This is a genomic window from Nocardia sp. NBC_01327 (genome assembly GCF_035958815.1).
In the GTDB taxonomy this organism is placed as follows: domain Bacteria; phylum Actinomycetota; class Actinomycetes; order Mycobacteriales; family Mycobacteriaceae; genus Nocardia.
Genome location: NZ_CP108383.1, coordinates 3,480,137 through 3,498,971 on the forward strand (window position 1 = coordinate 3,480,137; position 18,835 = coordinate 3,498,971).

The 18,835-nt window shown below is 67.0% G+C and carries 19 protein-coding genes; 8 read left to right on the plus strand and 11 right to left on the minus strand.

Translation table 11 applies throughout. From position 1 onward, the window contains the following. Positions 1 to 50: 50 nt before the first annotated feature. From msrB to OG326_RS15445, 4 genes are all read right to left on the minus strand, one after another. Complete coding sequence (gene msrB, locus OG326_RS15430) at positions 51 to 494, minus strand: peptide-methionine (R)-S-oxide reductase MsrB (protein ID WP_327145320.1); 444 nt, start codon at positions 492 to 494, stop codon at positions 51 to 53. Positions 495 to 532: 38 nt separating this feature from the next. Beyond that, positions 533 to 1,831 (minus strand): glycosyltransferase family 87 protein, encoded by a 1,299-nt coding sequence (locus OG326_RS15435; RefSeq protein ID WP_327145321.1) that lies wholly within the window; start codon positions 1,829 to 1,831, stop codon positions 533 to 535. A 112-nt stretch (positions 1,832 to 1,943) separates the two neighbouring features. Further along, complete coding sequence (locus OG326_RS15440) at positions 1,944 to 3,506, minus strand: alpha/beta fold hydrolase (protein WP_327145322.1); 1,563 nt, start codon at positions 3,504 to 3,506, stop codon at positions 1,944 to 1,946. 36 nt (positions 3,507 to 3,542) lie between these two features. Beyond that, the gene (locus OG326_RS15445) at positions 3,543 to 4,313 is read right to left on the minus strand and encodes a pyrimidine reductase family protein (RefSeq protein WP_442791034.1); all 771 of its coding nucleotides are present in this window, start codon (positions 4,311 to 4,313) and stop codon (positions 3,543 to 3,545) included. A gap of 35 nt (positions 4,314 to 4,348) precedes the next feature. On the opposite strand from OG326_RS15445, the gene zapE reads away from it, so the two are divergent. The 3 genes from zapE (at position 4,349) to OG326_RS15460 (ending at position 7,316) form a co-directional block, all read left to right on the plus strand. Next, the gene (gene zapE, locus OG326_RS15450) at positions 4,349 to 5,374 is read left to right on the plus strand and encodes a cell division protein ZapE (RefSeq protein ID WP_327145324.1); all 1,026 of its coding nucleotides are present in this window, start codon (positions 4,349 to 4,351) and stop codon (positions 5,372 to 5,374) included. A 43-nt stretch (positions 5,375 to 5,417) separates the two neighbouring features. After that, the gene (locus tag OG326_RS15455) at positions 5,418 to 6,245 is read left to right on the plus strand and encodes a tyrosine-protein phosphatase (RefSeq protein ID WP_327145325.1); all 828 of its coding nucleotides are present in this window, start codon (positions 5,418 to 5,420) and stop codon (positions 6,243 to 6,245) included. Positions 6,246 to 6,449: 204 nt separating this feature from the next. Beyond that, positions 6,450 to 7,316: a tyrosine-protein phosphatase gene (locus OG326_RS15460; protein WP_327145326.1), complete on the plus strand. Its 867-nt coding sequence runs from the start codon at positions 6,450 to 6,452 to the stop codon at positions 7,314 to 7,316. Between the two features lie 84 nt (positions 7,317 to 7,400). Here OG326_RS15460 and OG326_RS15465 read toward each other — a convergent pair whose 3' ends face one another. Further along, entirely contained in the window at positions 7,401 to 8,351 is a 951-nt protein-coding gene (locus OG326_RS15465; protein ID WP_327145327.1) for an oxygenase MpaB family protein, read from the minus strand. A gap of 128 nt (positions 8,352 to 8,479) precedes the next feature. On the opposite strand from OG326_RS15465, the gene OG326_RS15470 reads away from it, so the two are divergent. Together OG326_RS15470 and OG326_RS15475 are read left to right on the plus strand one after the other, a co-directional pair. After that, positions 8,480 to 9,127 carry a TetR/AcrR family transcriptional regulator gene (locus tag OG326_RS15470; protein ID WP_327145328.1) on the plus strand — a complete coding sequence of 216 codons (648 nt, stop codon included), beginning with the start codon at positions 8,480 to 8,482 and terminating at the stop codon, positions 9,125 to 9,127. Positions 9,128 to 9,275: 148 nt separating this feature from the next. Further along, on the plus strand, positions 9,276 to 11,060 hold the full coding sequence (locus tag OG326_RS15475) for an ABC-F family ATP-binding cassette domain-containing protein (RefSeq protein WP_327145329.1): 1,785 nt from the start codon (positions 9,276 to 9,278) through the stop codon (positions 11,058 to 11,060). Positions 11,061 to 11,203: 143 nt separating this feature from the next. Here the strand turns inward: OG326_RS15475 and OG326_RS15480 are convergent, their stop codons facing one another. After that, positions 11,204 to 11,785, minus strand: a complete 582-nt coding sequence (locus OG326_RS15480; RefSeq protein WP_327145330.1) for a TetR/AcrR family transcriptional regulator — start codon at positions 11,783 to 11,785, stop codon at positions 11,204 to 11,206. A gap of 78 nt (positions 11,786 to 11,863) precedes the next feature. Here OG326_RS15480 and OG326_RS15485 point away from each other — a divergent pair, with 78 nt between their 5' ends. Continuing rightward, the gene (locus OG326_RS15485) at positions 11,864 to 12,649 is read left to right on the plus strand and encodes an SDR family NAD(P)-dependent oxidoreductase (RefSeq protein WP_327145331.1); all 786 of its coding nucleotides are present in this window, start codon (positions 11,864 to 11,866) and stop codon (positions 12,647 to 12,649) included. A gap of 2 nt (positions 12,650 to 12,651) precedes the next feature. Beyond that, a complete protein-coding gene (locus OG326_RS15490) occupies positions 12,652 to 13,143 on the plus strand; it encodes an SRPBCC family protein (protein ID WP_327145332.1) in 492 nt (163 codons plus the stop codon). A 9-nt stretch (positions 13,144 to 13,152) separates the two neighbouring features. On the opposite strand, the gene OG326_RS15495 is transcribed toward OG326_RS15490, so the two are convergent. Beyond that, positions 13,153 to 13,692: a GNAT family N-acetyltransferase gene (locus tag OG326_RS15495; protein WP_327145333.1), complete on the minus strand. Its 540-nt coding sequence runs from the start codon at positions 13,690 to 13,692 to the stop codon at positions 13,153 to 13,155. After that, positions 13,689 to 14,912 (minus strand): MFS transporter, encoded by a 1,224-nt coding sequence (locus OG326_RS15500; RefSeq protein ID WP_327145334.1) that lies wholly within the window; start codon positions 14,910 to 14,912, stop codon positions 13,689 to 13,691. The genes OG326_RS15495 and OG326_RS15500 overlap by 4 nt, the downstream gene beginning before the upstream one ends. Before the next feature lie 219 nt (positions 14,913 to 15,131). Between OG326_RS15500 and OG326_RS15505 the strand changes: the two genes are divergently transcribed. Continuing rightward, entirely contained in the window at positions 15,132 to 16,082 is a 951-nt protein-coding gene (locus OG326_RS15505) for a hypothetical protein (RefSeq protein ID WP_327145335.1), read from the plus strand. Positions 16,083 to 16,245: 163 nt separating this feature from the next. Here the strand turns inward: OG326_RS15505 and OG326_RS15510 are convergent, their stop codons facing one another. The 3 genes from OG326_RS15510 to OG326_RS15520 form a co-directional block, all read right to left on the minus strand. After that, a complete protein-coding gene (locus tag OG326_RS15510; RefSeq protein WP_327145336.1) occupies positions 16,246 to 17,421 on the minus strand; it encodes a hypothetical protein in 1,176 nt (391 codons plus the stop codon). A 93-nt stretch (positions 17,422 to 17,514) separates the two neighbouring features. Then, positions 17,515 to 18,210 carry an LmeA family phospholipid-binding protein gene (locus OG326_RS15515; protein ID WP_327145337.1) on the minus strand — a complete coding sequence of 232 codons (696 nt, stop codon included), beginning with the start codon at positions 18,208 to 18,210 and terminating at the stop codon, positions 17,515 to 17,517. A gap of 90 nt (positions 18,211 to 18,300) precedes the next feature. Next, the gene (locus OG326_RS15520) at positions 18,301 to 18,585 is read right to left on the minus strand and encodes a hypothetical protein (protein WP_327145338.1); all 285 of its coding nucleotides are present in this window, start codon (positions 18,583 to 18,585) and stop codon (positions 18,301 to 18,303) included. Positions 18,586 to 18,835 lie beyond the last annotated feature (250 nt).

Below are 18,835 nucleotides of genomic sequence, written 5' to 3' on the forward strand. Positions count from 1 at the left end.
CGTTCGCAAAGCGTTCACTCGGCGATTTCGGGCGTCCGAGTCTCAGCATCTCAGCTGGTAGAACCCTCAGCAGGGGCCAAACGCAGCGAGATGGAGTTGATGCAGTACCGCTTGTCCGTGGGCGTGGGGTAACCCTCGCCCTCGAACACGTGGCCCAGATGGCTGTGGCAGTTGGCGCACAGCACTTCCACGCGGTGCGCACCGAGCGAATCGTCGGCGCGCAGGATGACAGCCTCCGACTTCGCCGGATCGAAGAACGACGGCCACCCGCAGTGCGAATGGAATTTCTCACCGCTGCGGAACAATTCGGCGCCGCAGGCCCGGCACTCGTAGATGCCGTCGGTTTCGGTATCGGTGTATTCGCCCGTGTAGGCGCGTTCGGTGCCGGCCTCCCGCAGGACGCGGTATTCGTCCGGGCTCAACTTGGCCCGCCACTCCTGCGGGCTGAGCTGAATGCGCGGTGCCGGTAGCGAGGTATCAGCGTCGGAACTCATGGCTCCACGCTAATACCTCGCCCGCGAGGGCGCCCTGCTCAGGTTGTGACGGTCTCGGGAACGGCGTGCCGGGCATGCCCGTTGTGCACGCTCGCCTGATCGGCCGGGGCCGTCTCGGGATGCATCCACGCGGGATCGAGCGTCTTGCCGACCTCGAGCCGTCCCTCGCGCCGCGCGGCCAGGTAGCGGTCGCCCAGCACGCAGAACGCGACGATGAGCAGCAGCCCCCACCCGAAGGTGATGCGCAGGTATTCGAGGTCGCGCCCGATGCTCTGCCAGCGGTCCGAAAGCCACTTGTCGTAGGACATGAACCCGAATACCGCGACCCACGCCGGCCAGTTCCGCATCACCGAATTGCGTTGCACCACGGTCATGATCATGGGGATCAGGAACATCGAGTAGTACATCTGCCCCAGCGAGCCGAGCAGCATGGTGCCGCCGAAGAGAATGCCCGAGGCGGTGCAGATGAAGAAGACCTCGTCGTCGCGGTAGTACCGGTACAGCAGCCACAGCGAGATCAGCACCATCACGCCGAGGACGATGCGGATGGTCCAGGTCAGCCACTCCGCGACGCCGTAGTACATGGCATTGCCGACGATCGCGCTGTTGAAGTAGTCCCGGGACTCGGCCAGGTACGGCAGCGTATGGCTCCAGAACCGCCCGTAGTCCACGATCAGCGGCCACGCGAGCAGGTTCAGCACCACCGGGATGCCCAGCGCGGTGATGAACACCTTCCACTGCCCGCGCACCAGCGGGATCAGCAGCAGCGGGGCGATCAGCGGACCCTTCACCGCTATCGCCAATCCCAATGCCACACCGGCCCACAGATCCCGGCGTTTGAGCAGCAGATGGATGAACGCGACCATCGCCATCAGCAGACAGCCGTCGATATTCGTGAAGACGAGTGTGTTGATCACCGTCTCCGACATGAACATGGCCAGCAGCAACGCCGGTGCGGCAACCGAATTGAGCGTGAAGTTGAACAGCTTCAGCAGCAGGTACCAGGCCACCAGAATGGCGATCGCATTGATCAGGATGAAGCACCAGCGGGACTTCTCCGGATCGATGATGGCCAGCGGCGCGATCATCAGCGTGCCACTGGGCGGGTACAGGTAGTGCGGGTCGGTCGAGTTGAAGTTCTCGGCGTAGATCGCCCGATGGTTCAGGAACGCCAGCGAAGCGTTGTACACGGGCTTGAAGTCATCGGTGATCGTCACATTGACGGCCTTGATGAAGACCCGATGCAGCACAGTCAGGACCGCTAACGGCCACAGAGCGAAGTTCAGGACCTCGGCGGTGGTGCGAGCGGTGCGGGGCTCGAGCTGGCGAAGGAACACTCGGGCACGGTACACCGAATACCCCGGTCACCGTTGCGCGGACCCGCCGCGACGGGCCCCGCCAAATGTTGGCGGGTCGTGTTGTTGCGGAGTGGCTGCCGAGTAGAACCAGCTAGGCCGGGCAGGCGGTGCCGTCCTCGGGCAGCGTGGCGTCTTTCAGGTAGTCGGTGACAGCCTGCTGGACACACCCGGAGTGCGCGAAGGCCGGGTGCCCCCAGCCCTGCCATTCCACGGTGGAGGTGCGCGCCCCGGCCGCGCCGAGCGCACCGGTGACGGTCGGCCTGCTGTCGACCCCGGCGACGGGATCGGCGTCGCCGCCGACAACCAGTACGGGCCGATCGAACTTGTCCGGCATGGCGATCGCGGTGGCGCTGGGCCAGGCCGAACAGTCCATCAGATCGATGGCCGCGAACCTGCCGAACACCGTGTACTTGCCCGCCCACTGGCTCTCGAGCTCTTTGGCGCGGACCGGAGTGGTGGGTTGCAGATTGTCACTGCACCGATTCACGAATTCGCCGTCATTGTCGACCGCCGCGGTCTGGCGCAGCACGATCGGCGTAATGGGCCCGCGATCACCGCGCCCGAGAGCCGAAAGCGCATCGGCGAATTCGGTCAGCTGCGGGTTCGCCAGCGTGCGCGGATCGCTGAGGAAGCCGTTGAGCGTGGTCACCAGCGCCGATGCGGACAGATCCCCGAATTCGCCGTTACCGGCCCGGTTGACCAGCGTGACGATGGCGGCATGCGGATCGCTGCCCAGCGAACAGTTCAGCGCCGCACAGCGTTGCGCGAAGCCGGTCAGCGCCGCCTCGGCCCCGCGGACCTGCTGTTCGCTGCGCCCGACGGCGTCCAGACCGACCGCCTGCGGTGAATCGAGCACCACCCGGCCGAGGTGATCGCCGTACTTGTGCGCATAGCTGAGCGCGACCGTCGCACCGCTGCCGGTGCCCATGAGCGCGATGTGATCGACCTGCCAGGCCTTGCGCAGCTGGTCGATGTCATCGGCGGCGTGTGCGGCATCGAAGGTGCCCTGTGCGGGGGAGAGGAAGTCCAGGCACGCGATGGTGGCGTCCTGGCTGGCCTTGGCCACCGCGTCCACGGGATCGGTTGTGCCGCGTGTGAATTGGGCCTGATCGGTGATCGCCTTGCGAATATCGTCGGTCAGGCAGCTGACCGGCTGTGAGCTGCCGATCCCGCGCCGATCGATGGCCACGATGGGCCGCGCCGCCAGCAGCGCCCCGGCCGGACTGGCCGCGAGACCCGCCAGCGTGGCGGTGGAGGCCCGGTCGTACCCCGACGTCAGCACCAGCGGCACGGCGTCTTTCGGAGTCCGGTCGTAGCGGGCCCGCATGGCCGCGGTGCGGAAATTACCGCCGACCGCACCGCCGGCATCGACCTGGGTGCTGAATTCGGCGCAGTCGAGAATGAGCCCCTGCGGCGGTGCGCCCAGTGACAGCAGGCTGAAGGTCGGCGCGGTGCAGTCGTGCCACGCGAGATCGGTCTTGGGCAGTTCGGGTGCGGGCGGCGCGGGTGGACCCGAGGCGGTGGTCACCGCGACCCCCGCCTGATGGGGGTGTTCCACGGCGACGGCGGGCCGGTCGGAGGGCCCGGCGCCACAGCCGGTGGTCACCAGGATCGAAAGTGTGGACGCCAGCAGAGCGGCCCGAGTCCAGCGCATGCGGTACAGCCTGCCAGGTCCGGCGTCCGGTTTCAGCTACAGGGTGTGATGGGCGACCCAGCGAGTCAGGATGGTGCCGTCGTCGTCGAAGAGCAGATGACGGCAAGTCATGGGCGTGGGCATGGCATTGGGGGACACGGCGATTCGCCGTTCCGTCCCCGCGACCAGCATCGGAGACAGTGTGAGGCACAGTTCGTCGACGGCCTGGGCGACGATGAGATCACCGAAGAGCGCGGGCCCGCCCTCGCACAGAACCCGTCTCATGTCGAGTTCCTCCAGGGCGTTGCGCAGCCCGTCTGCGGTGACACTGGTCGCGCCGGCTTCGATCACCTGGCCGCCCGCCTCGGTGATCGCCTTCTTGCGGTCGGCGGGCGCGGCGGCGGTGGTCAGCACGATCGGCCGCGCACCGGTGTCGGTGAACAGTCTGCTGGTCGGATCGAGGTCCGCGGAGGCGGTCACCACCGCGATGCGCGGCGCCGCTCCGGTCGGATCGCCGCCGAACCCGTGATGATGCAGCCGCATGCGCAGCTGTGAATCGGTGTGTGCCGCACCGTAATTCTCCGCCCGCGCGGTGCCCGCGCCGACCACCACCACATCGGCCAGATCGCGCAGGATCTGGAAGACCTTCTTATCGGCGGGCGTCCCCAGACCTCCGGAGCGGCCGTCGATGGTGACCGCCCCGTCGATGCTGGTCAAGAAGTTGACCCGAATCCACGGCGCCGCGGGCCCGGCCGGGTACGCGTACAGCGCCAGCAGGTCGTCGTGGTTGAGCTCTGTGAGCTGGATCGCATTGGGCATACGCTGCATGAGAACCGATTCCACCACGTAACTACGCTGTCGCCGTGCAACAACGCCTTGTCGATCGCCATCCGGAGGTTCCGGCAGACCAGCTCGTGGCGCAGATGGTTCCCCCGCCGACCTTCGACGAGGTGAGCTTCGCCAGCTACATCCCGGATCCGAAGGAGCCGTCGCAGGCGGCTGCCGTGCGCAAAGCCGAGGAATTCGCCGCCCAGGTCACCAAGCTGCATCAGGCTGCCTCGAAGAAGCCCCTGTTCGGCAAGAAGAAGCCGGTGTCGGGCATCGGCCTGTATCTGGACGGTGGCTTCGGTGTGGGCAAGACCCACCTGCTGGCCTCGATCTATCACAGCGTGCCGGGGCCGAAATCCTTCGGCACCTTCGGTGAGGTGACCAATCTGGTCGGCGCACTGGGCTTCAACAATGCCGTCGACCGCCTCGCGGGCAATAGCGTGCTCTGCATCGACGAGTTCGAGCTCGATGATCCGGGCGACACCATGCTGGTGTCGCGGCTGCTCGCGGAGCTGACCGCGCGCGGTGTGTCGATTGTCGCAACGTCGAACACCTTGCCCGGTCAGCTGGGTGAGGGGCGTTTCGCCGCCTCGGATTTCATGCGTGAGATCAAGAAGCTCGGTTCGCTGTTCGAGCCCATTCGCGTCGACGGCCCGGACTACCGGCACCGCGATCTGCCGCCCGCCCCGGAGCCGACCGCGCCCGAGCATCTGGCCGAGAAGGCCGCTGCCACACCGGGTTCCACGCTCGACGACTTCGACGCGCTGCTGAAGCATCTGAGCACGCTGCACCCGTCCAAGTACAACGCGCTGATTCAGGGCGTGTCGGCGGTGTTCATCTCCGATGTGCACACCGTGACCGACCAAGCGGTCGCTTTGCGTATTGTGGTCTTGGCCGACCGGCTCTACGACGCGGGAACTCCCGTCACCGTTTCCGGAGCCAAGTTGGACCAGATTTTCTCGCAGGAAATGCTCGATGGTGGATACCGCAAGAAGTATCTGCGTGCCATTTCGCGCCTGCTGGCGCTGTCCCGGTTCGAAACCCCGGCAGCCACTTCGTAATTGCCCTGGCCGCGTGCCGGGTGCTCGAGAAAGGGAAGTTCGTATGATCCGACCTCGTCTGCTCGGCGCGTCGCTGGTGCTGGCCTCCGCGCTGTCCTTCGGCTCGCTGCCCGCCATCGCGCTGGCCGACCAGCCCGCGCCCTCGGCGGTGCAGCCGCCCGCGGCCACCGGCAATGTGGTCCTGAACACGGCCGACCGCTCGCTGAACCTGCAGGGCGTGGTGAACGCCCGGGACGCCGGCGGTTACAAGACCACCGACGGGCGCACCGTGCGCACCGGGCTGGTCTATCGCACCGGCGACCTGAGCAAGGCGACCGATGCCGATCTGGCCGACCTGTCGGGTCGCAATGTGAAGGCCGTGCACGATCTGCGCACCAGCTACGAGCAGCAGTTCATGGGCGTGGACAAGGTTCCGGCCGGCGCCACCGAGTACCACAACGACATTATCGGCCAGGCCCCGCCGCAGGTCATGGCGTCCACGCTGGTCGCGGGCGCGGACCTGTACCGCGCGTTCATCACCGCCCCGGGCGCGAGCGAGGGCTTCGCCGACGTGCTGCGCGATATCGCCTACAACGACGGCGCCGTGCTGTTCCACTGCAGCGCGGGCAAGGACCGCACCGGCTGGACTTCGGCTGTGCTGCTGACCATTCTGGGCGTCGACCACGACACCGTGCAGTACGACTACCTGCTGTCGAACTACTACCGCGGCGCCAAGGACGGCGACATGCTCAACGGCGTCACCGCCTCGGCGCTGGCCGCGGCGTTCGACCAGGTCAACCAGAGCTACGGCAGCTTCGACAACTACGTGCACGAGGGCCTGAAGCTCACCGACGCGGATGTCTCGGCGCTGAAGGCGAAACTGCTTTCCTGACAACAGCTTTCACCAGTTGAATAGCGAAAGGCCGGGCCGGGAGCATACTTCCGGCCCGGCCTTTTGTACAGGCCCGGTCCTGGTGTTCGAGGTGTTTCCGCGGTGTTCATCTGTCTTGTGCGCAACGTGAACGAACAAGCATTTGCTTTGCGTACTGTGTGGCCGACCGGCGGCATGCCGGGTCTCCACGAAAGGGAACTACCTATGATTCGCCCCCGCCTGCTAGGCGCCTCGCTACTGCTGGCTTCCGCGCTGTCGATCGGCTCGATGCCCGCCGCGGCGCTGGCGGATACCGGCTCCGCGGGCTCGGGTTCCTCGGGTTCGTCCTCCGGCTCGTCCTCGTCGTCGGTTCAGCCGCCGACCCCGACCGGCAGCGTCGTGCTGAGCATCACCGACCGGAATCTGAACCTGTCGGGTGTGCAGAACGCGCGTGACGCGGGCGGCTACCGGACCACCGACGGCCACACCGTCCGGCCCGGCCTGGTGTACCGCACCGCCGCGCTGAACGGCGCCAGCGATACGGATCTGGCCAATCTGGTTGCGCGGAACGTGAAGTCGGTCCACGATCTGCGCACCAGCGCCGAGCAGTCGCTGTCGGGCGCGGACAAGGTTCCGGCCGGGGCCACCGAGTACCACAATGACATCATCGGTCAGGCGTCTCCGCTGGTGGGGTTGTCCACGGGCTCCGGTGGCGGCGCCCTGTACCAGGCGTTCATCACCGCGCCGGGCGCGAACGCGGGCTTCGCCGCGGTGCTGCGCGATATCGAGACCAATCCGGGCGCGGTGCTGTACCACTGCACGGCGGGCAAGGATCGCACCGGCTGGACTTCCGCTGTGCTGCTGACGATCCTGGGCGTCGACCATGACACCGTGGTCTACGACTTCATGCTGTCGAACTACTACCGCGGCGCCCAGGCCGGCGACACGCTCAACGGTGTGACCGCCTCGGAGCTGGAAACCGCCTTCTCCCAGGCGAATACCACCTACGGCAGCTTCGCGAACTACGTCAGCACCGGCCTCGGCCTCACCGCCACCGATATCGCCACCCTGAAGGCGAAACTGCTCGTCTGACAGCGGATATCAGTGCGTGACAGCTGAAAAGGCCAGGCCGGAAACAGATTCCAGCCTGGCCTTCGCCTATCCTGTCCGATAGCCTCAGCTGGCTTCGGCGACCTGATTCTGCTTGCCGCGCAAGCTGTATCGTTCCCGCGCCTGCGCCGGCGTGATCGTCTCCAGCATGGTGGGCAGATCCTTCGACAGGTGCTGCTTCAGAATCTGCCCCGCCATCGGCGCGATGAACGGCGCGGCCGTGAGCAGCCCGAACGATCCGAACAGCGTGAACAGCCACACGATGATCTTCGCGGGCAGCTTCACCAGCGGATCGGAGATGCGAGGCACGTTGTAGCGCCCCAGCTTTCGCATCCACATCGGCGTGAGCGCGGAGGTGGTCAGCGAAAGCGCGATGCTGCCGAGCGCGTAGATGATGCCCGCCCCATTGCGCGGTGAGGTGCGCAGCAGCTGGTGCATGCCCTCCTCGGCGCGGACCGAGCTGCACAGGCGCGGTTTCACCTGCTCGAAGTAGGCGCGGATGCCCTCGCGAGTGCGCGGCACGTCCTCGGGTTTGCAGGTCTGCAGTTCCGCCGCGATCGCGCATTCTTCCCAGTAGCGCAGCTCGTCCTCCGGGCTGAGCGGTCCGGGCCCGTACACCTCGTACGCCTTCAGTACCGAGTGCCAGCCGGTGATGTGGATCCACAGCTGCGTTTCCGGGCTGTTGGCGGCATAGCGCTTGCCGGTGATGGGTTCGATGCCGGTCATCGGGGCGTGGATCTGCATGAGGTGCTCGGAGGCCTGGATGGCGGTGCGCCCGTCGCCGATCGCAACCAGCAGGAAGTACGCGAAGGTGTGGTCGAGCCGCTGCCGGGGGTTGGTGTAGATGCGGCGGGTATCGGCCACCGCCGCGGTCAGGAACGGGTCGAAATGCTCGAGGACTACCGCGCGCTGGAAGCCGATGACCGCGGTCGGCGCGGTCCAGATCTTCCAGCTCGGGGAGTCGGGCCCGAAGAACCCGTAGTCGTCCCGGCGAAGGGTGGTCGGATCGAAGCCCATCGGTTCACTCCCTTGTGCGCTGCCCGCCTCAGCGGCGAATACAACGCCACCGTAGCAATTGGTCGCGCGTAATACAACGGTCGCGTAGGATTTCCTCGAGAAGGCGAGTCGGCGGAGGTGTGGCAGCAGTGACGGAATCGGGTACGGCGACCGAACGGCCGCGACGTCGGTATGCCCCGCGCCTGCCACCCGAGCAGCGCCGGGCGCAGCTGCTCGACGCCGCCTTCGAGGTCCTGACCCGGGTGGAGCTGCACGAACTCAGCATGGAGGCGGTCGCGCAGGCGGCGGGTGTGGGAAAACCGGTGCTGTACACCGTGTTCAAGACCCGCGCCGATCTGGTCGAGGCACTGCTCGAACGCGAGCGCGAACTGGCGCTCGAGCAGGTGGTGACCACCCTGCCGACGGATCTGCTTGGCGCGGATCCGGTGGTGGCGGCCTCCTCGGCGGTCGAGGCGTTTGTCGGTGTGGTGCTTGCCAATCCGACGCGCTGGCGGCTGATCCTGGCGAGCCCCGGTAGTGCGCCGGCGGAATACCGTGCGGCACTGCGCAGTTCCCGCACCGGCATCTTCGAGCAGGCCGAGGCGCTCGTCCGCATGGGCGCGGCACTCGATCCGCGCTGGGCCACAGTCGATTCCGGCCTGCTCACCAATTCCCTGCTCACCGTCGCGGAGATGCTGGGCGGGCTCGCGGTCAGCGAGCCGGACGAATATCCCGCGCAGCGACTGGAAGGGTTCGTCCGCGCCATCGTCCAGCTGCTGACCGGCGGCCGAGAATAATCGGTTGACGGTCGCCGCGGCGCCGCGCTAACTTCGCAACCCTCATGCATTACTTCTTCCTGTAAATCGCCCCGGCGACGCGTCGAGCATTCGCTCCGCGTCGATCACTCACCGCGATCCGGTTCCTAACCGAGAACAGGGGATACCCATGCCTATCGGCCAACTCACGCTGTCCGAAATCACCAAGCGCTACCACGATTCCGCCGTCCTGGACCGCGTCAGCCTGTCCATCCGTCCCGGCGACAAGGTCGGCGTCGTCGGTGACAACGGCTCCGGAAAATCGACGCTGCTACGCCTCATGGCCGGCCGCGAGCGTCCCGACAATGGCGACGTCATCGTCCAATCACCCGGCGGGATGGGCTATGTGGCGCAAACCCTGGACCTGCCCCTGACCGCTACCGTTGACGACGCAATCAACCTGGCGCTGAGCGATATTCGGGAGCTGGAGGCACGCCTGCGATCCGCCGAGCTGGCACTGGTCGCACCGGGCCCGCTCGGCAAACGACTCGCCGCCTACGACGATCTGCTGGTGCGATTCGAAGCACGCGGCGGCTATGAGATCGATCAGCGCGTGGCGACCGCCCTGCACGGCCTCGGCCTCCCCGATCTCGCCCGAGATCGCCTGCTGGGCACACTGTCCGGCGGCGAACTCCGGCGCCTGGCGCTCGCGGCCACCCTCGCATCCGCACCGGAACTCCTGCTGCTGGACGAGCCGACCAACGATCTCGACGACACCGCCGTCGAATGGCTGGAACAGCATCTACGCGCACATCGCGGAACGGTCGTCGCCGTCACCCACGACCGCGTATTCCTGGAACGCATCACCTCGGTGGTCCTGGAGGTGGCCGCCGGCCGCGTCTCCCGCCACGGCAACGGCTACACCGGATACCTCACCGCGAAAGCCGCCGAACGCCAACGCCGACAACAGGAATACGACGCCTGGCACACCGACTTGTCCCGCAGCCAACGCCTGGCCACCTCGAATGTAGTCCGCCTGGAAGCGATTCCCCGCAAACTCCCCCTGGCAGTATTCGCCGCAGGCCCCTTCCGCACCCGAACCCGCGGCCACGGCACCATGTCCCGCATCCGCAACGCCAAGAAACGAGTAAACCGCCTAACCGCGAATCCAGCCGCACCACCCCCGAATCCCCTGCACTTCACCACCGAATGGAACCAACCGAGTAACTCCCCGGCCCCGCAGTTCCCGGACGGTCCGCTGCGGTTCGACTCCGAAAGCAACTCGGCGAGTGAGCTGCTGGAGCCGCAAGTCGCGGGGCGTGCCGCGTGTGTCGGGGACGGTCGGCTGCGATTGGACGCGGAGGGTGGCGTAGCCGGTGGGGTGTCTGAGCTGTCGGTTGCAGAGCTTGTCGATGTTGTGGTGGATGGGCGGTTGCGCCTGGGGGAGTTGCGGATCGGTGTGGGGGATCGGCTGCTGGTTACCGGTCCCAATGGGGTTGGGAAGACGACGTTGCTGCGGGTGCTGGCGGGGGAGTTGGTGGCGGATCGGGGTGTGGTGACGGTGCGGGGACGGGTCGGGCATCTGCGGCAGGAGGAATCGCCGTGGGCGGCGGACCGGACTGTCTTGGACGCCTTCGCTTCCGGTCGCCTCGGCTGTCCTGACGAGCACGCCGAGCAGCTGCTCGCGCTCGGGCTGTTCCGCCCGGCGGATCTGGGGCTGCGGATCGGTGAGCTGTCCTACGGGCAGCGCCGCCGTATCGAATTGGCCAGGCTGGTCAGCGATCCCGCGGATCTGCTGCTGCTGGACGAGCCGACCAATCACCTGTCACCCGCCCTGGTGGAGGACCTGGAGCAGGCTTTGCTCGGATTCTCGGGTGCGGTCGTGCTGGTCACCCACGATCGCAGGATGCGGGCGCAGTTCCAGGGTCGGCGCTTGGAAATGGTTGCGTCGCAGCACCTTCACTGCGCAACCTAGTCATGGCGCGTTCGCCCAGGGTGGTTCACCCGCTGCATGCGTAGGCATCGCGCGGTCGCCCACGGTGGTTCCGCTGCGCTACTTAGTCCTGGAGCCGTCATTCACGGTGGTTCATCCGCCCCACTGCGCAGTGGGGCGATCATTCACGGCAGCTCGCCCAGCGCCCGGATGATCGCCCACGCCTCGTCCTCGGGCGCGGATGTCCAAGGGGCAGTGGGTTTGTGGATCCGGAGCGAGGCGATGCCGTGCAGGACGCTCCAGATCCGCAGCGACAGTGTGCGATCGGCGGCGGCGCCCGCGACCTGGAGCAGTTCGGCGAGCCGATCGAGCAGATCCAGGCCGGGCCCGGCGCCGGAATCGATGGCGGGATCGGGCCGTTCGAACAGCAGCTGGTACGCACCCGGATAGTCCCGGGACCACTGGAGATACGCGCCGATCAGCGATCGCAGCCGTGTCTCGGCTGTGCCCTCGGCTGCCTCACCGGCGTCGAGCGCGGTGCGCAGCCGCCCGAACAACTCCTCGGTGACGGCGTACATGAGCGCCTCCTGCGAGGGGAAGTGCATGTACACCGCACTCGGCGCGACCCCACTGGCGCGGGCAATGGCCCGCAGTGAAGGCGCGGGCAGCGCCTGCGGCTCCAGCAGCAGATCGATAGCGGCCGTGACCAGCTCTCCGCGCAATTGCTCACCTTCGCCGCGCACCCGCCGTGGTCGCGCAGTACCCATCGGACCTCCTTGACAGCAATCACTGAACAGGTGTTAAGTTTAACTCACTGAACACCTGTTCACCTTCAGGAGAAGATCATGGATCAATGGAACGGTTCCACGGCGGTAGTCACCGGTGCGAGCAGCGGAATCGGCGCGGAGTTCGCCACCGCGCTCGCCCGGCGGCAGTGCAATCTGGTGCTTGTCGCCAGGCGGGAGGATCGACTGCGTGACCTCGCCACACGCATCGAGGGCGAATACGGCGTCCGGGTACAGGTGGTCAGCGCCGACCTGTCGCTGCCCTCGGAGGTGGATCGCCTCGCACAGACCCTCGCCGCCTCGGGCACGCCAGTCGATGTGCTCGTCAACAATGCCGGTTTCGCCACCCACGGCACCTTCGCCGAGCAGGACGCCACCCGGATGAACGATGAGATCGCGGTGAATGTCGCTGCGGTAGTAGCTCTTACACGAGCCCTGGTGCCGGGCATGGTGTCGCGCGGCCGGGGAGCCGTCGTGAATATCGCCTCGACAGCGGCATTCCAGCCCATCCCGTTCATGGCCGTCTACGGTGCGACGAAGGCTTTTGTCCTCTCCTTCACCGAGGCCCTGTGGGGCGAACTCGAAGGCAGCGGAGTCGACGCCCTGGCGCTGTGCCCGGGCGCGACCGATACCGAATTCTTCGATGTGGCAGGCGAATCCGCGAGCGTGGGCAAACGTCAGACCCCCGCCCAGGTCGTCGCGACCGCCATGCGCGCACTGGATCAGCGCAGGCGTCCGCCCAGTGTGGTGTCCGGCTGCGCGAACCGCTGGTCGTCCCGGCTGCCGCGAGTACTCCCGCGCCGCGCCACCATTCGGGTGACGCGAAATCTGGTGGGGGCCAAGTAATCATGTACGCCCTACGCCCCAGCTACCTCGGCGATATCCCGGCAATGCGGCACCACCTGCACAGTGAACGCCTGGTCTCGGCATCGGCGGAGCGCACCTTCGCGGTCCTGGCCGCCGGTGAGGGCCAGCGGGATTGGGCGGAGGGCTACCGGGCCACCACCTGGTACGGCACGGCTCCGCACGATGCCGCCACGGTGCGCGACATCCACCTGCGCTGGATCACCGTCCGCGAGCGCTTCCTGGCGTGGGAGCCAGGTGTCAGATTCGCGTTCTCCACCGATGCCATGTCGATTCCCCTGGCGCACAGGATGATCGAGGACATCACCTTCGACCCGGTGGGTGCCGATGAGTGCCGGCTGATCTGGCAGGTCCACCTGGACCCCGCCGCGGCCCTGCGGCCCTTCGAATCCCGCCTGGTGCGAACGGTTTTCCAGCCGATGTTCGAATCCTTCGCCGCCGGTCTCGCCCGCTACGCGTGCGCCAACCCCGCCTGACCCGGCAGCTCAGACCGTCCGCTGCATGACGTAATCGTGGTGCAGCTGGGAGCCGACGGTGAAGGTCTTGGTGCCCGCGATTTCGAATCCGTGTTTGCGGTAGAAGCGCTGGGCCCGCGCATTCTGCTGATTCACACCCAGCCATACGCCCGCGCGCCCGGCCTCGCGGGCCTCATCGAGCGCGGAACCCATGAGCGCCCCCGAGACTCCATTGCCGTGGTGCCCGGGCAGCACGTACATCTTGCTGATCTCGGTGACGGGCCGCAGATCGATCAGGGCGGCAACATCCGGATCGGCGGGCTCGGCCGCGTGGAGCAGGGAGTAGCCGACGATCTGCGCATCCGAAACCGCCTTGAGCACGGTGCGATCCAGGTCGGTGAGGTATTCGCCGAATCGCGCGGGGGAGAGCACATCGTCGATGAAAGCGGCGATATCGGCGGGCGTGGATTCCGGCGGACAGGCCAGCGGAAAGGTGACGGCCGCGACTTCACCCAGCGCCCCCGCATCCGCGGGTACCGCCCGCTCGACGGTGACTGGGGAGTTGCTCACCCGTCCAGTGAAACATGTCCGGCCACCGGCAGCGCTGTGACCTCTGCCGCTCCCGCGCGGGTGTGGAAGGCCCGCGCACAGCCGATCAGCACCACCGCGAACACCAGTGGCACCGCGAATCCGGCACGCAGATTCGAGGCGTCCGCGATCACGCCGACCACCACGCCGCCGACGATGGTGCCGCCGTAATTGAACAGGTTGAGCCGGGCGATGAGCGCGTCCAGGCCGCGCCCGCTGGTGAGCTGCCCCGCCTCGCTGAAGCAGAGCGGCACGATCAGCGGCAGCCCGATACCGGCGACCAGGAATCCGGCGATGGCGGCAATCGGTGCGGGCGCGGTGACCACGACGAGCAGGCCGATCGAACCGACCACCGCCGCACCCCGCACCACCGCGCGCGGTCCGAACCGCCGCACCCACAGATCACCGGTGAGGCGGCCGACCAGCGATGCCCCCTGATAGGCGGCCAGCGCCAGAGCGGCGGTCGCGGAGGAGGACAGCAGCACATCGGTGAGATACAAAGCCGACCAGTTGCCGACCGCGAAGTCGATGGCGAAGGCGAGCGCCACGATGACACCGAAGGCCAGGAAGATGCGCACGGGCACCGTGCTGGTGGGCTCCGGCTCGGCCGGTCCGGCCTCGGCCTCCCGGGCGCCGAGTAGTCGCGGTCCCGCGAGCAGCGCCCCGAGCAGCACCACCAGCACGGCCGCCAGGATCGAGAGGCGCAGGGACACATGCAGTCCCTCGAAGGCCGCCACGAACAGCGCACCGGTGATCGACCCGGCGCTCCACGCCGCATAGAACGAGGAGAGCACGAATCGGCCATAGCCGTGTTGAATGAATACCGCCTGCATATTGGTGCCCGCATCGACGATGCCGACCGCGAGCCCGTACACGCCCAGCGTCACGAACAGCACTATCTTGTTCGGGGAGAACGCGACTCCGACACCCGAGGCGGCGATGAGCAGCAGACCGATGCGCAATGCGGTCCGACTGGAGAAGTGCAGTGCGATCTTCTCGGCGGTGATGCTGCCGACGCCCGCGAGCAGTGAGAGAAGCGCCACAGCCGCCACGATCAAGGTATCGGTGAGGCCGAACTTGTCACGCTGCTGCGGCAGTTCGGTCAGCACGACGGCCAGGAAGAATCCCTGCAGCGCGAACGCCACCGAATTCGCCGCGCGCGCCGCGCGGAGCAGCGGGTTCGTGGTCTGCGGGGGGAGCATCCCGAAAGAGTAGCGGCGGCAAAGCAGTCCGGCATCCCGGGCACGGGTAACAATCCGCGCGGCACTTCATTACGTACCGCTCGCGGTTGGATAACGAATCTTGCCGCTTTCCTGCCGAGGGGGCTGTGCACTGCGGCACTCTGGAAGGTACGGCGTGGGCCGGTGGTTTCCGGGTACATCGGGAGCGGCCCATGGAGAAGTGGCTGGGGCGGTGATCGTGTGAGCACGAGGCGAGTGGAAGTTCCGCGCGGGCAATCGGTGGCTCTCGCCGATCCGGAACCGAATCAGAAATCAGCGGTGACGGATTCGCGCGGGCATCGGCCGGCGGACCGCTGCCGGGAACCCGGCTGCCCGGACTGCCAGTGGGACGAACAGCGGCTGAAGTTCTGGCTACGCGCCAGGCTGCTGGCCGCCGGCGTGGAGGATGTGCAGGTCGATGCTCCGATCGGCACGCTGACCCCAGATCTGCTGTGGCGCATGGACGATCGGGTATGCGCGATCGAGGTATCCACTACGCCACCGGATTTGGTGCGCGCGAAGCAGCTCACCGTGGCGCTGCGCACCGGCGGGTGCAGCGAAGTACTGTGGATCACACCCCCCGGATTCTGGACCTCGCAGCTGCCCGCACTGGGCCTCGACGACTTCGCCCCGGCCTCCTGCGACTATCGTGCGCTGGGCGGCCTGCTGGCCGCGGGCCCCGGTGGGGTGGTGTCACCCAGCCAAACCGCCTGTGAATTACGGGAGTTCATCACAGGATGGGTCGCGCAGGAGCTCGCGTACGGCTTCCGCGACGAGCACACGGGAGGTTGGGCGATGGTGACGGATTGGGAACGGCACACGCGCACACAGGCCACGGTCATCGCGCGCCAGCGCCAGGAAATCATGAACCAGCGCACCGCACTCGCCCTGGCCCGCAAGGCGACCCGCGACAAGACCAAGCAGATGCTGAGACTGACCGGTCGCCTGGAGCGCGCCGAGGTGTCCGCCCAGCAGCAAGCCGACGATCTGGCCCAGGTCCGCCGTCGCCTCGCCGATCACGCCCGGGTGGATGCCACCCTCCGAATCACCGTGGCGGCCCAGAAGACAGCGCTGGCGCACTGGCAACTCATCTCCTGGTTCGCCCTGCTGATCATCGTCGCGTTCATCGGTGCGGGCCTGCTGATCAAATAGCTCACCGCAATAGCTCACCCCCCGCCCATGCCCCCCGCCCCGGAGTAGGTCCCCTCGTCATCCCGGCATGCTTTGGCCGGGATCCACAGTCGGATCCCGGCCAAAAAACACGCCGGAACGACGAGGAACCGGTCCCGGTCGTACGGGCTCGCCGCAGCGCGTGCTAGCGGCTGAGCCGGAACGGCCCACGGTCCCAGCGCCATTGGTGCCGCAGCACCATGGCAGCGAGGTCCAGTAGCTGAATGCCGGTGTCCTCGCGATACCGGCGTAGCTCCGTCCAGTCGACCGGCCCCTTTGCCAGCCGGTTGCGCAGTATGTTCTCGTGCCGCGCCGCCACGCTGTGCTGTGCGAGGTCGGCGACGCCCCAGTCGGTTCCGGTCCACACCAGCCATCCCCACCCGTGTGCGTGGGCGTAGGCGCGACCGGCGGTGGATTTCACGCGGTTGACATGAAAGGCGGTGTGGCCCAGCGGTATCACATCGATGAGCACCACCCGGCCATCGGTGAAGCGGACGGCGGCGGTGGGGTAGTGCAGTCGTTCGCCGCCGTCGATCTCGTAGGCGATCTCGACCGGATACTCCTGAAAGGTCTCGACCCGCTCGCTCCCGTCCAGCAGCCGGAACAGCCGCGCCTGCAGCCCGGTATCGAAAGTTGTTTCCCGGCCGAGCTTTTCGGAGTACATGAACCCGCGCCCGTCATCGCCGAGATCGAGCGTCCGCGCCGGTGCGGCGGGCAGCTCATCAGGCGTCCCGTCGCCCCATTCGACCCGGTGCAGCCAGGGATTCCAGACACCCGCGGGCACCTCGTCCGCCTGCTGCGGCGGCAGCAGATGCCAGCGCCCCTTCTGCTGCCAGCCCGCGATGCGCTGGAATACGAAGCCCGCCAGCCGTTTCGACTCCTGCAGATCGTGCCCCGCCAGCCGCAGCTTCAGATACGCGCGGTCCTGTGCGGCGATATCGCTGTCGGTGGCATAGGTTTCGGCGAGCAGCGTGCGGACCAGCCGCTCATCGCTCCAGCCGACCGGATACCGCTCGGTGAAGACGCCGAGATCGTGCACGCCCGTATTCTGCGCCTGCCGCACCATATTCCCGACCGCCCGCGTGTACAGCTGCCGCGCCCGATCCCGTGAGACGCCGAATCGCGCGCCGAGCAGTGTCAGCGTCTCCGGCGGCTCGCCGTCCAGCCCGAGCCGGCAGGTGATGAGCTCGCCCTCGCGCGGCCGATCGACGGCCTGCTCACCGGCCATCGCGGCCAGCACCTCGTCGATATCCTCCAGCCCGAAGGAGATCGCCTCACGCTCGCTCGTCCGCTCACTACTCGTCAGCTCACTACTCGTCACAGTGGCCCCTGCCTGTTCGCCAGTCTGTTCGACGAGCCTAGCGGTGCGGGCCGACAGAGCGGGGGAAGCTGGAACGGTCCGAGCCGCCCTCGCTCACTGCAGATCGGAGAAGTGCACGTCCTGGGCGGCGGCGGTCACATGCAGGCCGTCGGCGCTCGGCTGGATCGCCGTCAACCGCGCACCGAGCGGCAGCCGCTGCAGCGGCACGGTGAAGGCCAGGGTTTGGCGCAGCAGTGCCAGCGGAATCGATGGCCCGCCCGCCGCGGCCTGGACCGAAACCGGAGTGACCTCGATGCCGTCGGCGGTCGGTGCGACGGTCACCACCACCGTCCCCGGCACCGAAAGACCTTCTACCGAGAACGTTCCCGTGACCCGCAGCCCGTCCGGACTGTTCGAGATCGATTCCACTCCCGACGGCGCGAATCCCTTCACCGCGTCGTAGGGGACGACTGCGGTCGCGGTCGCCGTGGCCGCGACAAGGTTCGACGTGCGATTGTGAATCAGATCGGTCAGCGGCGCCGACACATCGGTCAGCTTGACGTCGAGATCGTGCACGGTGAGGTTCTGCTCGCTCCAGTCACCGACCCGAATCCCGATGTCGTGATATTTGCCGTCGGCGGCCTGGGTCAGAAACGGAACGCCGCCGATCGTGACCCGCGGCTGCTGCGGCAGATTGTAGTCGGCGGCGATCTTGCGCCCGATCTCGTTCTGCGCCATTACGACTGCGACCCGGTCGCCGATCACCAGCCCGATTCCCAGCAGAACGATCAATGTCACCAATGCGCGCATGCGCTCACCCGCTCAACCATCCCACCATCATGCTGTGGATCCCGGTCGGCCGGCGCCCCCGACCCGCCAGCCGACCCGACCCGGACGGTGTCACATGTGCGCGCACATCCAATCGGTGCCGTAGTGCGCGGCATTGCCGCCATCGAGATGCACCCAGTGCCCATCGCCTTCGCAGGGCGCCCCTTCGGTGTGCGCGGGCCCGGGCGGCGGCGTGGCAATGACCCCGGGCAGCCCCCGGAACACACCGTCGGGCAGCGGAATCGAAATCCCCGGCACCGGTTGCCACACATCGGCACTCGCGGTCGCGGTCATCAACAGTGGCGCCGCGAGAACGGTGCCCACCGCCGCGGTCAATATCGCTACACGCTGCTTCATCGATCCTCCTGGAGAGACGGTTCGGTATTGCTCCGGCACTACCCACTTATCCGTAGCTGAACAGTAACTGTTAGAGGCAATTGACCAGGATCACACACACGCGGCCACCCGGCTTGCGGCACTTCCGGATGTTGTGCCCTAGGTTTTGTATTGAAAACCATGCACTGTACGGTTTTCGTCACGATGTCCAGCCGTCGCGATCGTGCACTCGACGCGAGGTGAAAACTGCATCCCGGGGAAGGGATTTCGA